Below are 13,045 nucleotides of genomic sequence, written 5' to 3' on the forward strand. Positions count from 1 at the left end.
GCGCCCCTGAAGTCTCTCCGCCCACCCCTGATACGAGGTCACCCTGTCATGCTCGCGTCCTCCCTCGGTCGGCGTGCCGTTCTTGCAGGAGCGGCGGCCGTCGCCGCTGTCGCCGGAGTCCCCGTCCTCGCCGGCCGGGCGGAGGCCGCCGGGTCCTCCGCCTACCGCTGGCGCAGCGTCGTCATCGGCGGGACCGGGTTCATCACCGGTGTGCTGTTCCATCCCTCCGTGCGCGGGCTCGCCTACGCCCGGACCGACATCGGCGGCGCTTACCGCTGGGACGACCGGGCCGACCCGGCGCTCTTCTACGCGTACGACACCGACACGGGAACGCTGCTCGCCAGCACCGACGGCGGCCGCTCCTTCACCGCCCGGGCGACCGGACTGCCCTTTGGCGACAGCCAGTTCAAGCTGGCCGCGGCGCCCGGCCGCACCGGCGACCCGTGGCTGAGCGCCAAGGGGAACGGGCTGTACCGATCCACCGACGGGGGCGGGAGCTTCGCCAAGGTCGACAGCTGCCGGTCCTCCCACGCCCGCGGCTTCGGCAAGGCCGCCGACGGCGCCGGCTACCCGGCGGTCTACCAGGTCGGCTCCACCGGGGCGATCACCGCCGTGTACCGCTCCGACGACGAGGCGAGGACCTGGGTGCGCATCAACGACGACGGCCACCAGTGGGGCTGGACCGGCGAGACCGTCACCGGCGACCCGCGCGTGTACGGCCGGGTCTACCTGGCCACCAACGGGCGCGGCATCCAGTACGGGGAGCCCGTCTGATGCCGAACCTGAGCGACGCCACCCGCGGCCGCCTCCTCTACGGCGGCGACTACAACCCCGAGCAGTGGCCCGAGGAGGTCTGGCACGAGGACGTCCGCCTGATGAAGGAGGCCGGCGTCAACTCCGTCACCCTCGGCGTCTTCTCCTGGTCGAAGCTCGAACCCCGCCCGGGGGAGCGGGACTACGACTGGCTGGACCGCCTGATGGACCTGATGCACGACAACGGCATCGGCGTCGTCCTCGCCACCCCGACCGCCTCCCCGCCGCCCTGGATGGGCCACCTGCACCCCGACACCCTGCCCCGCGACGCGGAGGGCCGGACCGAGGGGTGGGGCGGACGCCAGCACTTCTCGCACTCCAGCGCCACCTACCGCCGGTACGCCGCCGCCATCACCGAGGACCTGGCCGCCCGCTACGGCACCCATCCCGCCCTCACCCTGTGGCACATCAACAACGAGTACTGCACCTACGACTGGGGCGACGAGGCCGCCGCCCGCTTCCGGGTCTGGCTGCGCCACCGCCACGGCACCCTCGACGCCCTCAACACCGCCTGGGGCACCGCCTTCTGGAGCCAGGGCTACGGCGACTGGGCCGAGGTGCTGCCGCCCCGGCACGCGCACTACCTGAAGAACCCCGCCCAGGTGCTGGACTTCAAGCGCTTCACCTCCGACATGCTCCTGGAGTGTTACACCGCCGAACGCGACATCGTCCGCCGGCACACCCCGCACCTGCCGGTCACCACCAACTTCATGCCGCTGTGGGCCGGCCAGGACGCCTGGCGCTGGGCCGAGGAGGAGGACGTCGTCTCCGTCGACCTCTACCCCGACCCGCGCGACCCGCTCGGCGCCCAGAGCGGCGCCCTGGTCCAGGACATGACCCGCTCCCAGGCCCGCGGCCCCTGGATGCTGATGGAGCAGGCGGCCGGACCGGTCAACTGGCGCCGGGTGAACCACCCCAAGCCGCGCGGCCTCAACCGCCTGTGGTCCCTCCAGGCCGTCGCCCGCGGCGCGGACGCCGTCTGCTACTTCCAGTGGCGCCAGTCCCGGCAGGGCGCGGAGAAGTTCCACTCCGGGATGGTGGGCCACGCCGGTGAGCAGGGACGTACGTACCAGGAGGTCAGGCAACTCGGCGCGGACCTGGCCCGGATCGCCCCGCACGTCACCGGCGGCCGGATCACCGCCGAGGTCGCGGTGCTGCACGACTGGCACTCCTGGTGGGCCGGCGACCAGGAGGCCCGGCCCTCCCACGAGGTCGACTACCCGCAGGTCCTGGGCGCCTGGCACCGGGCGCTGTGGCAGGCGCACCTCACCGCCGACTTCGCCCACCCCGGACACGACCTCTCCGGCTACCGGCTCGTCGTCGTCCCGCAGCTCTACCTCCTCACCGACACGGCCGTCGACAACCTCCTGGCCTACGTACGCGGCGGCGGCACCCTCGTCTGCGGGTTCCTGACCGGCGTCGCCGACCAGGACGACCGGGTGCGGCCCGGCGGCATGGACGCCCGGCTGCGGGAACTCTTCGGCATCCGCACCCTGCACGAGTGGTGGCCGCTGGAGCCGGGGGAGACCGCCGAGTGCGACGGCCTGCGCGGCACCCTGTGGTCCGAGGAACTGGAGCCCGACGGCACCGCCGACGAGACCGTCCCCTACCGGGGCGGGGAACTCGACGGACTGCCCGCCGTGCTGCGCAAGGGCCGCGCCTGGTACGTCTCGACGCTCCCCGAACCGGAGGCGCTGCGCGCGCTGCTGACCCGCGTCGCGGCCGGTGCGGGCGTCCGGCCGGTGCTCGACGGACTCCCCGACGGAGTCGAGGCGGTCCGCCGCGGGGACCTGCTGTTCCTGCTCAACCACGGCCGCGAGCCGGTCACCGTGGACGTCCCGGGAACCCACCACGACCTGCTGACGGAGGCCACCGTGACCGACCGCATCACCCTCGGCCGCTACGGCGTGGCGGTGCTCGGGTCATGAGCGCCGCGCCCGTCCACGGAACCTGGGAACCACGGCCGGCCGCCCGCTGGGAGGACGCCTTCCTGAGCGGCAACGGCCACCACGGCGCCCTTGTGTTCGGCGATCCGGACGACGACCGGACCGTCGTCACCCACCACACCCTCGTCCGCCCGGGCGAGGGCGACGACCACAACCGGCTGCCGCCGCGGCTGGCGGACCGGCTGCCCGACCTCCAGGACCGGTTGCTGTCCGGAGACCCGGCCGCCGCCGAGGGGTTCACCGACGGCCGCCCGCTCCAGTGGGTGCGGCCCTTCCACCCCGCCTTCCAGATCCGCCTCCGCCGCCCGGACGACGACGACCGGGAGCGGGACGGATACCGCCGGGCGCTCGACTTCGCCACCGGCGTCGCGGAGGCGACCCGCGCCGGCCGGACCAGCCGGGTCTTCGTCTCCCGCGCCGACGACGTGATCGTCCAGCACGTCACCGGCCCCGGACTCACCCTCGACGTCTGCCTGGACCACCGGCTCCCGGGCGCCCCCGCCGGCCTGGGCGTCGGCCACGGAGCGGTCCTCACCCCCGAGGGCGCCCTGCTGAGCCTGCGCGCCCGCTACCCGGGCAGCGACCTCGCCTGCACCGGCGTCACCCTGGTCGCCGTCACCGGCGGCCGGACGGCGCTCGCGCCGCCGGGCGTGCACGTCGAGGGCGCGCGGTCCGTGCTGCTGCTCACCCGGGTGCGGCGGCACACCGGGGAACTCGACGTGGTCGCCGAGGGCCGCGCCCTGCGCGATCTGCTCGACGACGACCCCGGGTCCTCGTACGACGGCCTCCTCGCCCGCCACCTCCCGCTGCACCGCACCGCCTACGCACGCGTCACCCTGGACCTGGCCGCCGACCCGGACGAACGCGCCCTGCCGGGCTCGGAGCTGCTCACCCGGCCGCGCAGCGCCGCCCTGCTCGAGAGGCTCTTCGCGGCCGGCCGCTACCACCTGCTGTCCTCCAGCGGCCTGTTCCCGCCCCGGCTGACCGGACTGTGGACCGGCGACTGGGACACCGCCTGGTCCGGCGCCTTCACCCACGACGCCAACCTCAACCTCCAGACCGCCTCCGCCGCCGCGGCGGACCTCCCCGAGGTGACCGGGGCGCTGGCCGCCCTGATCCGGCGGCAGCTGCCCGACTGGCGGGACAACGCCCGCGCGGTCTTCGGCGCCCGGGGCGTCGTCGCGCCCGCCCACAGCGACGGCGAGTCGGGGCACTCGTACCACTTCAGCCGCGAGTACCCGCTGCACCTGTGGACCGCCGGCGCCGACTGGCTGCTCAAGCCCCTCGTCGACCACGACGAGACGCACGGCGGACGCGACCCGCACACCGCCGCCGCGCTCGCCGAGGTCGCCCTGTTCTACGAGGACTTCCTCACCCGCACCGACAGCGAGGGCCGGCCGGCCGTCGTCCCCTCCTACTCGCCCGAGAACCGGCCCGCCAACGCGAGCTGGGGCACCGTCAACGCGGCCATGGACCTCTCCGCGGCCCGGCACGCCCTGCGGACCGCCGCCGCGTACCACCCGGAGCACGCCGACCGCTGGCGGGCGCTCGCCGACCGGCTGCCCCCGCACCGGATCAACGCCGACGGCGCGCTGGCCGAATGGGCGTGGCCCGGCCTGGAGGACTCCTACGACCACCGCCACCTCAGCCACCTCTACGGCGTCTGGCCCCTGGACGAGATCACCCCCTACGACACCCCGGACCTGGCCGCCGCCGCCCACCGCGCCCTGGAACTGCGCGGCGCCGAGAACGACTCCGCGCACGGCCATCTGCACCACGCGCTGATCGCGGCCCGCCTCCGGGACGGCGAGCGGGTCGCCCACGCGCTCGGCCAGGTCCTCGACGGCGACTTCTTCCACGCCTCCCTGATGAGCGCGCACTACCCGCACCGCCACGTCTACAACGCCGACGCCGCCCACACCCTGCCCGCCGTGCTGATCGAGGCGCTCGTGCAGTCCACCCCCGACCGGCTGGTCCTGCTGCCGGCGCCGCTCCCGGCGTACCCGAGCGGCGAACTGCGCGGCATCCGCACCCGCTTCGGCGCCTCGCTCGACCTCACCTGGTCCCAGGACGGCGTCACCGCCGTCCTGCGGCCCACCCGCACCCACCGCATCGACCTGTGGACTTCCGCCGGCGCCGAGCCGCTCGACCTGGTCGCCGGAGAAGACCGCGTCCTCACCCCGAAGGCGCGGTGACCCTCCCGCAATTCCCCCCACCCATGGAAGGAAAGCCATGGCACCAAGCACCTTGAGCAGGATCACCAAGGCCCTGCTGGCGCCCGCCCTCGCCCTCGGCGCGACGGTCGGCCTCGCCTCCGCCCCCGCGCACGCCGCAGTCTGGAGCTCCTGCGACCAGTGGGGCAACACCAGCCTCAACGGCTACACCCTCTACAACAACATCTGGGGCTCCGGCGCCGGCGCCCAGTGCGTCTGGGCCAACTCCGGCACCAACTGGGGCGCGTGGGCCGACCACCCCAACACGGGCGGCATCAAGTCCTACCCGAACGCCAAGAAGGTGATCAACAAGCCGATCACCTCCCTCTCCTCGCTCACCAGCAGCTACAACGTCACCGTCCCGTCCTCGGGCGCGTACAACACCTCGTACGACATCTGGGACACGGACTACGACTACGAGATCATGCTGTGGGTCAACCACAACGGGGCCGTGGGCCCGCTCGGCAGCCCGCAGGGCACCGTGAGCCTCGGCGGCCACACCTGGAACGTGTACAAGGGGAACAACGGGGCCAACGAGGTCTTCTCGTTCCTGCGCACCTCGGACTCGAACTCCGGCACCGTCGACATCCTCCCGATCCTCAGGTGGATCAAGGACACCAAGGGCTGGATGGGCAACGAGACCATCGGTGACGTGCAGTTCGGCTACGAGATCACCTCGTCGGCCGGCGGGCTGGACTTCCGTACCAACAACCTGACGGTCAGCGGCGGCTGATCCGTGCCCGTACGGCGAGGGGCCGGTCCGCCCGGGCCGGCCCCTCGCCGTACGGGCGGACTACCGGACGGGCGCCGGGCCCGAGCTGGCGCGGACCGTCAGCTCGGGTGCGATCAGGACGACCTCGTCGCCGCCCCGCCCGCCGAGCTTGGCGACCAGCTGTTCCACGGCGAGCCGGCCCATCTCCTGCGCGGGGACGGCGACCGACGTCAGCCGCACCGAGGCCTGCACGGCGACCTGCTCCGGGCAGATCGCGACCACCGAGACGTCCTCGGGCACGGCCCGCCCCTGCTGCCGCAGCAGGGCGAGCAGCGGTTCCACCGCCGACTCGTTCTGCACGACGAAGCCCGTGGTGCCGGGGCGTTCGTCGAGGATCCGGGCCAGGGTCACGGCCATCGCGTCGTACCCGCCCTCGCACGGCCGGTGCAGCAGCCGCAGTCCCAGCTCCCCCGCCCGGCCGCGCAGTCCGTCCAGGGTGCGCTCGGCGAAGCCGGTGTGCCGTTCGTAGACCGCCGGCGCCTCGCCGATGACGGCGATGTCGCGGTGCCCCCGCTCCGCCAGATGCTCCACGCACAGCGCACCGGTGGCCTTGAAGTCGAGGTCGACGCAGGTCAGCCCGGTGGTGTCGGCGGGCAGCCCGATCAGCACCGCGGGCTGGTCGTCCCTCGCCCCCGGCTTCGCCCGAGCGGGGGAACCCCCGCCGCGCAGCAGCGGCAGCCGCTCGTCGTCGAGTTCGACGTCCATCAGGATCATGCCGTCGGCGAGTCCGCTGCCCGCGACCCGGCGCACCGCGTCCGGGCCCTCCTCGCCGGTGAGCAGCAGCACGTCGTACCCGTGGGTGCGGGCCGTGGTGGCCACCGCGATGGCGATCTCCATCATCACCGGCACGTACATGTCCGTACGCAGCGGGATCATCAGTGCGATGATGTTCGACCTGCTGCTGGCCAGGGCACGGGCCCCGGCGTTCGGGTGGTACCCGAGTTCGTGGATGCTCCGCTCGACCCGCTGCCGGGTGTTCGCGGAGATGGACCGCTTGCCGCTGAGGACATAGCTCACCGTGCTCGCGGAGACTCCGGCGTGCTGGGCGACCTCGGCGAGGGTGACCATCCAGTCTCCAAGCTTGTGAAGCGCTTCGACAGTGCGCGCAATGTAAGGGGGGCAGGTGAGGGTGGTCCGACAGTAATCCCACAGGAGGACGGATGTCCATAGGCTGTCGAAGCGCTTCGACACCCTTCTCCGGAACCGGATCGGATGGGAGGAGGCGCCGGAGGAATTCTCCCTCACCCCGCCCGCCCGCCGGGCACGGGAGTGTCGGCCGTGCGGCCGTACGAAGGGTGGCGGGGCGGCTACGGATCGGGTACACACGATCGAGTGGCACCAGTCGGTAATGTAATGATCCCATCCCATTCGCGGCGAGGTGAGCCTCATGTCCGCAGCACCCGAGTCTCCGTCCCGGCCCACGGTCACCGAACGTGAGGCCCGTCAGGTGGCGGAGGCCGCCCGGGAACAGGACTGGCGCAAGCCCAGCTTCGCCAAGGAACTGTTCCTCGGCCGCTTCCGGCTCGACCTGATCCACCCCCACCCCCTGCCCGCCGACGAGCACGTCCAGCGCGGCGAGGAGTTCCTCGCCAAACTCCGCGACTTCTGCGAGACGAAGATCGACGGTGCCCGGATCGAGCGCGACGCCCTGATCCCCGACGACGTGATCACCGGGCTCAAGGAGCTCGGCGCCTTCGGCATGAAGATCGACACCAAGTACGGCGGCCTCGGCCTCACCCAGGTCTACTACAACAAGGCCCTGGCCCTGGTCGGCTCCGCGAACCCGGCGGTCGGCGCGCTGCTCTCGGCGCACCAGTCGATCGGCGTCCCGCAGCCGCTGAAGATCTTCGGCACGCGGGAGCAGAAGGAGACGTTCCTGCCGCGCTGCGCCCGCACCGACATCTCGGCCTTCCTGCTCACCGAGCCCGACGTCGGCTCGGACCCGGCGCGGCTCGCCACCACCGCCGTCCCCGAGGGCGACGAGTACGTCCTCGACGGGGTGAAGCTGTGGACCACCAACGGCGTGGTCGCCGACCTCCTCGTGGTCATGGCGCGCGTACCGGGGTCCGAGGGCCACCGGGGCGGCATCACCGCGTTCGTGGTCGAGGCGGCGTCCGAGGGCGTCACCGTGGAGAACCGCAACGCCTTCATGGGCCTGCGCGGGCTGGAGAACGGCGTCACCCGCTTCCACCGGGTCCGGGTCCCCGCCTCCCACCGCATCGGCGAGGAGGGGCAGGGCCTGAAGATCGCCCTGACCACGCTCAACACCGGCCGGCTCTCCCTGCCCGCGATGTGCGTCGGGTCCGGCAAGTGGTGCCTGAAGATCGCCCGCGAGTGGTCGGCGGCCCGGGAGCAGTGGGGCAGGCCGGTGGCGCTGCACGAGGCCGTCGGCTCCAAGATCGCGTTCATCGCGGCCACCACCTTCGCCCTGGAGGCCGTGGTCGACCTCTCCTCGCAGATGGCCGACGAGGACCGCAACGACATCCGCATCGAGGCCGCCCTCGCCAAGCTGTACGGCTCGGAGATGGCCTGGCTGATGGCCGACGAACTGGTCCAGATCCGCGGCGGCCGCGGCTTCGAGACCGCAGAGTCCCTGCGGGCGCGCGGCGAACGGGCGGTCCCCGCCGAGCAGTTGCTGCGTGACCTGCGCATCAACCGCATCTTCGAGGGCTCCACGGAGATCATGCACCTGCTGATCGCACGCGAGGCCGTCGACGCCCACCTCTCGGTCGCCGGTGACCTGATCGACCCCGAGAAGTCCCTCGGCGACAAGGCGCGGGCGGGCGCCGGCGCGGGCGTCTTCTACGCCAAGTGGCTGCCGAGACTCGTCGCCGGCCCCGGACAGCTCCCCGGCGCGTACGGCGAGTTCAAGCACGGCGTCGACCTCTCCCCGCACCTGCGCTACGTCGAGCGCACCTCCCGCAAGCTGGCCCGCTCCACCTTCTACGCCATGTCCCGCTGGCAGGGGAGGATGGAGACCAAGCAGGGCTTCCTGGGCAGGATCGTCGACATCGGCGCCGAACTGTTCGCCATGAGCGCCGCCTGCGTCCGCGCCGAGCTCCTGCGCGGCCGCGACGACCACGGCCGCGAGGCCTACCAGCTCGCCGACGCCTTCTGCCGTCAGGCCCGCATCCGCGTCGAGGAACTCTTCGGCCGCCTGTGGACCAACACCGACGACCTCGACCGCAAGGTCGTCAGGGGCGTGCTCTCCGGCACCTACGAGTGGCTGGAGCAGGGCGTCATCGACCCCTCCGACGACGGTCCCTGGATCGCCGACGCCACACCCGGCCCGAGCACCCGGGAGAACGCGCACCGTCCGATCCGCTGACGACGCGTGCCATCACGGCACCGGAGGGAGGGCGGCCGGGTCCCCGCACCCGGCCGCCCTCCCTCCTTCCCGTCCTGAGCGCCCAACTCCCTTACAGCTGAAGGTTTTTCCTGTTTTGCGGACCATGTGCCGGGTCCTTGGACGTTTGCTTACCCTTCCTTGCCGTTCCCTGTTCGAACCTTGCCCCGTTCGTTGCGGTCGATGGCGAAAGGTGGATGACCTCCCACCATCCGATGAGGGGTCATCCGCATGTTCTCCCACCACATACGCACGGCCGTCGTCTCCGCGGCCGTCGTCCTCACGGCCGCCACGGCGACCGCCTGCACCGCCACCGCCACCGCCTCCCCGGCCGGCGCGTCCCGGGAGACCCCGCACTGGAGCTACGAGGGAGCCACCGGCCCGGAGCACTGGGCCTCGCTCAGCGAGGACTTCGAGGCCTGCGAGAAGGGCCGTGAACAGTCACCCATCGACCTCACCGAGGACATCGCCGTCGAGACGGACACACCCGTCACCGTCCACTACCGACCCGTCACCGCGGAGCTCGTGAACAACGGCCACACCGTTCAGGCCAATGTCTCCGCCGGCAGCAGCATCGTCGTCGACGGCACCACGTACCAGCTGCGGCAGTTCCACTTCCACCTCCCCAGCGAGCACACCGAGGACGGTGCGCACGCGGCCATGGAGATGCACTTCGTGCACGAGGACGGCAAGGGCGAACTCGCCGTCCTCGGCGTGCTGATGAGGGCGGCGAAGGGCCACTCCGCCTTCACGGACCTGTGGAAGCGCCTCCCGGCCGAGGAGGGCGGGCGGAGCCGCGTCACCAAGCCCGTCGACCTCGCACGGTTCCTCCCCGGCGGCCGCGGCCAGTACCGCTACGAGGGCTCCCTGACCACCCCGCCCTGCACGGAGGGCGTCAAGTGGACCGTGCTGGAGGACCAGGTGCGCGTCACCCCGCGGCAGGTCGCGGCGTACCGGGAGCTGTTCCCGAGGAGCAACCGCCCGATCCAGCCGCGCGGCGGCCGTGAGGTCGACCACATCGACCGCTGACCGGCGGGCGGGAACGCCGGCGGACCACCGGGCCGGCGCACGGAGCGGGGGCGCGCCTCCGGGTCGCCGGGGTGCGCCTCCGGGCCGCTGGGACGCGCCCCCGGGTCGGCCGGGGGTGCCTCCGGGGCGCCGGGGTGCGCCCCCGGGCCGCTGGGACGCGCCCCCGGGTTGCCGGGGTGCGCCTCCGGGACACCGGGGCGCGCCCCTGGGTCGCCGGGGTGCGTCCCCGGGTTGCCGGGGTGCGCCCCTGGGTCGCCGGGGCGGGGCCCGGCGGCGGTCGAGACCCGACACAATGGGTCCATGACCGACGCTCCAGCCCCCCTCGCCGACCCGCACCTCGTCTACGACCCCGTGGCGGGAGACGGCCCGAAGGACGTGGTGATCCTCGGCTCCACCGGGTCGATCGGCACCCAGGCCATCGACCTCGTGCTGCGCAACCCCGACCGCTTCCGGGTCACCGGCCTGTCCGCCAACGGCGGCCGGGTCGCCCTCCTCGCCGAGCAGGCCCGCCGGCTGCGGGTGCGCACGGTCGCCGTGGCCCGCGAGGACGTCGTACCGGCGCTGCGCGAGGCGCTGTCCGCGCAGTACGAGGCGGGGGAACCGCTGCCCGAGATCCTGGCCGGCAAGGACGCGGCCACCCAGGTCGCCGCCTCCGACTGCCACACCGTCCTCAACGGCATCACCGGTTCCATCGGTCTCGCCCCGACCCTCGCCGCCCTGGAGGCGGGCCGCACCCTCGCGCTCGCCAACAAGGAGTCGCTCATCGTCGGCGGCCCGCTGGTCAAGGCCCTCGCCAAGCCCGGTCAGATCATCCCGGTCGACTCCGAGCACGCCGCCCTCTTCCAGGCGCTGGCCGCCGGCACCCGCGCCGATGTCCGCAGGCTCGTCGTCACCGCCTCCGGCGGCCCCTTCCGGGGCCGCACCAAGGAGCAGCTGGCGGACGTCACCGTCGAGGACGCCCTCGCCCACCCCACCTGGGCCATGGGCCCGGTCATCACGATCAACTCCGCGACCCTCGTCAACAAGGGCCTGGAGGTCATCGAGGCGCACCTGCTGTACGACATCTCCTTCGACCGCATCGAGGTCGTCGTGCACCCGCAGTCGTATGTCCACTCGATGGTTGAGTTCACGGACGGATCGACACTGGCCCAGGCGACGCCCCCCGACATGCGCGGGCCCATCGCCATCGGTCTCGGCTGGCCCGAACGGGTCCCCGACGCCGCCCCCGTCTTCGACTGGAGCAAGGCGTCCACCTGGGAGTTCTTCCCCCTCGACAACGAGGCCTTCCCCTCCGTGAACCTCGCCCGGCACGTCGGCGAGCTCGCGGGAACCGCCCCGGCGGTGTTCAATGCCGCGAACGAGGAGTGCGTGGAGGCGTTCCGCGCCGGCGCGCTGCCGTTCAACGGGATCATGGAGACCGTCACCCGGGTGGTCGAGGAACACGGCACCCCGGCGACGGGAACTTCACTGACCGTGTCGGACGTCCTCGAAGCGGAGACCTGGGCGCGGACGAGGGCCCGGGAACTGACCGACCGGACGGCGAGCGCGGAGGCGCGTGCATGACGACCCTGATGTTCATCCTCGGCATAGTCGTCTTCGCGGCCGGCCTGCTGTTCTCGATCGCGTGGCACGAGCTGGGCCATCTCTCCACGGCCAAGATGTTCGGCATCCGCGTGCCCCAGTACATGGTCGGCTTCGGCCCGACCCTCTGGTCGCGGAACAAGGGCGAGACCGAGTACGGCGTCAAGGCGATCCCGTTCGGCGGCTACATCCGCATGATCGGCATGTTCCCGCCCGGCCCCGACGGCCGGCTGGAGGCCCGCTCCACCTCACCGTGGCGCGGCATGATCGAGGACGCCCGCTCCGCCGCGTTCGAGGAGCTCAGGCCCGGCGACGAGAACCGCCTGTTCTACACGCGCAAGCCGTGGAAACGGGTCGTGGTGATGTTCGCGGGCCCGTTCATGAACCTGGTCCTCGCGGTCGTACTGTTCCTGATCGTGCTGATGGGCTTCGGCATCCAGCAGCAGACCACCACCGTCAGCTCGGTCTCGCAGTGCGTGATCTCGCAGACCGAGAACCGCGACGACTGCAAGAAGTCCGACCCCCAGTCCCCGGCCGCCGCCGCCGGGATGAAGGCCGACGACAGGATCGTCGCCTTCGCCGGGGTCAGGACCGACGACTGGGGCACCCTCTCCGACCTCATCCGCGACAGCGCCGGCAAGACCGTGCCGATCGTCGTCGAACGCGACGGCCGGGAGGTCACCCTCCAGGCGACGATCGCCACCAACATGGTCGCCAAGAAGGACGGCAACGGCGCCTACGTCGAGGGCGAGTACGTCAAGGCTGGCTTCCTCGGCTTCAGCGCGGCCACCGGCGTCGTCAAACAGGACTTCGGCGACTCCGTGACCTGGATGACCGACCGGGTCGGCGACGCCGTCGACTCCCTCGCCGCCCTGCCGTCCAAGATCCCCGCCCTGTGGGACGCGGCCTTCGGCGACGGCCCTCGCGAACCCGACTCCCCGATGGGCGTCGTCGGCGCGGCCCGGGTCGGCGGCGAGATCGCCACCCTCGACATCCCGGCCTCGCAGCAACTGGCGATGTTCGTGATGCTGCTCGCCGGCTTCAACCTCTCCCTGTTCCTGTTCAACATGCTCCCGCTGCTGCCGCTCGACGGCGGACACATCGCGGGCGCCCTGTGGGAGTCGCTGCGCCGCAACCTCGCCAAGGTGCTGCGCCGCCCCGACCCCGGCCCGTTCGACGTGGCGAAACTGATGCCGGTGGCCTACGTGGTGGCCGGGGTCTTCGTCTGCTTCACCCTCCTCGTCCTGATCGCGGACGTGGTGAACCCGGTGCGGATCTCCTAGCCCGGGCCGTGACACCCGCCGTTCACGACGGCCTGGAACCCTTGGTTTCCAGGCCGTCGCCC

The 13,045-nt window shown here is 72.3% G+C and carries 8 protein-coding genes and 1 pseudogene; 8 read left to right on the top strand and 1 reads right to left on the bottom strand.

Annotation, left to right across the window (positions count from 1 at the left end; translation table 11 throughout):
* Positions 1-282: 282 nt before the first annotated feature.
* From ACFY3N_RS33860 to ACFY3N_RS33875, 4 genes and pseudogenes are all read left to right on the top strand, one after another.
* Positions 283-774: pseudogene (locus ACFY3N_RS33860) on the top strand (WD40/YVTN/BNR-like repeat-containing protein); the annotation flags it as partial.
* Positions 774-2,741 (top strand): DUF4434 domain-containing protein, encoded by a 1,968-nt coding sequence (locus tag ACFY3N_RS33865; protein WP_390820645.1) that lies wholly within the window; start codon positions 774-776, stop codon positions 2,739-2,741. The pseudogene ACFY3N_RS33860 and the gene ACFY3N_RS33865, both read left to right, overlap by 1 nt.
* On the top strand, positions 2,738-4,954 hold the full coding sequence (locus ACFY3N_RS33870; RefSeq protein WP_390820646.1) for a glycoside hydrolase N-terminal domain-containing protein: 2,217 nt from the start codon (positions 2,738-2,740) through the stop codon (positions 4,952-4,954). Before ACFY3N_RS33865 ends, ACFY3N_RS33870 begins: the two co-directional genes overlap by 4 nt.
* A 37-nt stretch (positions 4,955-4,991) precedes the next feature.
* A complete protein-coding gene (locus tag ACFY3N_RS33875) occupies positions 4,992-5,705 on the top strand; it encodes a hypothetical protein (protein ID WP_390820647.1) in 714 nt (237 codons plus the stop codon).
* Between the two features lie 60 nt (positions 5,706-5,765).
* Here the strand turns inward: ACFY3N_RS33875 and ACFY3N_RS33880 are convergent, their stop codons facing one another.
* Positions 5,766-6,812 (bottom strand): LacI family DNA-binding transcriptional regulator, encoded by a 1,047-nt coding sequence (locus ACFY3N_RS33880; RefSeq protein ID WP_390820648.1) that lies wholly within the window; start codon positions 6,810-6,812, stop codon positions 5,766-5,768.
* Between the two features lie 319 nt (positions 6,813-7,131).
* Here ACFY3N_RS33880 and ACFY3N_RS33885 point away from each other — a divergent pair, with 319 nt between their 5' ends.
* The 4 genes from ACFY3N_RS33885 (at position 7,132) to ACFY3N_RS33900 (ending at position 12,983) form a co-directional block, all read left to right on the top strand.
* A complete protein-coding gene (locus ACFY3N_RS33885) occupies positions 7,132-9,072 on the top strand; it encodes an acyl-CoA dehydrogenase family protein (RefSeq protein WP_390820649.1) in 1,941 nt (646 codons plus the stop codon).
* A gap of 249 nt (positions 9,073-9,321) precedes the next feature.
* Positions 9,322-10,119 (top strand): carbonic anhydrase, encoded by a 798-nt coding sequence (locus ACFY3N_RS33890; protein WP_390820650.1) that lies wholly within the window; start codon positions 9,322-9,324, stop codon positions 10,117-10,119.
* Between the two features lie 300 nt (positions 10,120-10,419).
* The gene (gene dxr, locus ACFY3N_RS33895; protein ID WP_390820651.1) at positions 10,420-11,682 is read left to right on the top strand and encodes a 1-deoxy-D-xylulose-5-phosphate reductoisomerase; all 1,263 of its coding nucleotides are present in this window, start codon (positions 10,420-10,422) and stop codon (positions 11,680-11,682) included.
* Positions 11,683-11,690: 8 nt separating this feature from the next.
* The gene (locus tag ACFY3N_RS33900) at positions 11,691-12,983 is read left to right on the top strand and encodes a M50 family metallopeptidase (RefSeq protein ID WP_390820683.1); all 1,293 of its coding nucleotides are present in this window, start codon (positions 11,691-11,693) and stop codon (positions 12,981-12,983) included.
* The last annotated feature ends 62 nt before the right edge of the window (positions 12,984-13,045 follow it).

Origin of the sequence: Streptomyces sp. NPDC000348, from assembly GCF_042898795.1 — a bacterium.
GTDB lineage: Bacteria > Actinomycetota > Actinomycetes > Streptomycetales > Streptomycetaceae > Streptomyces.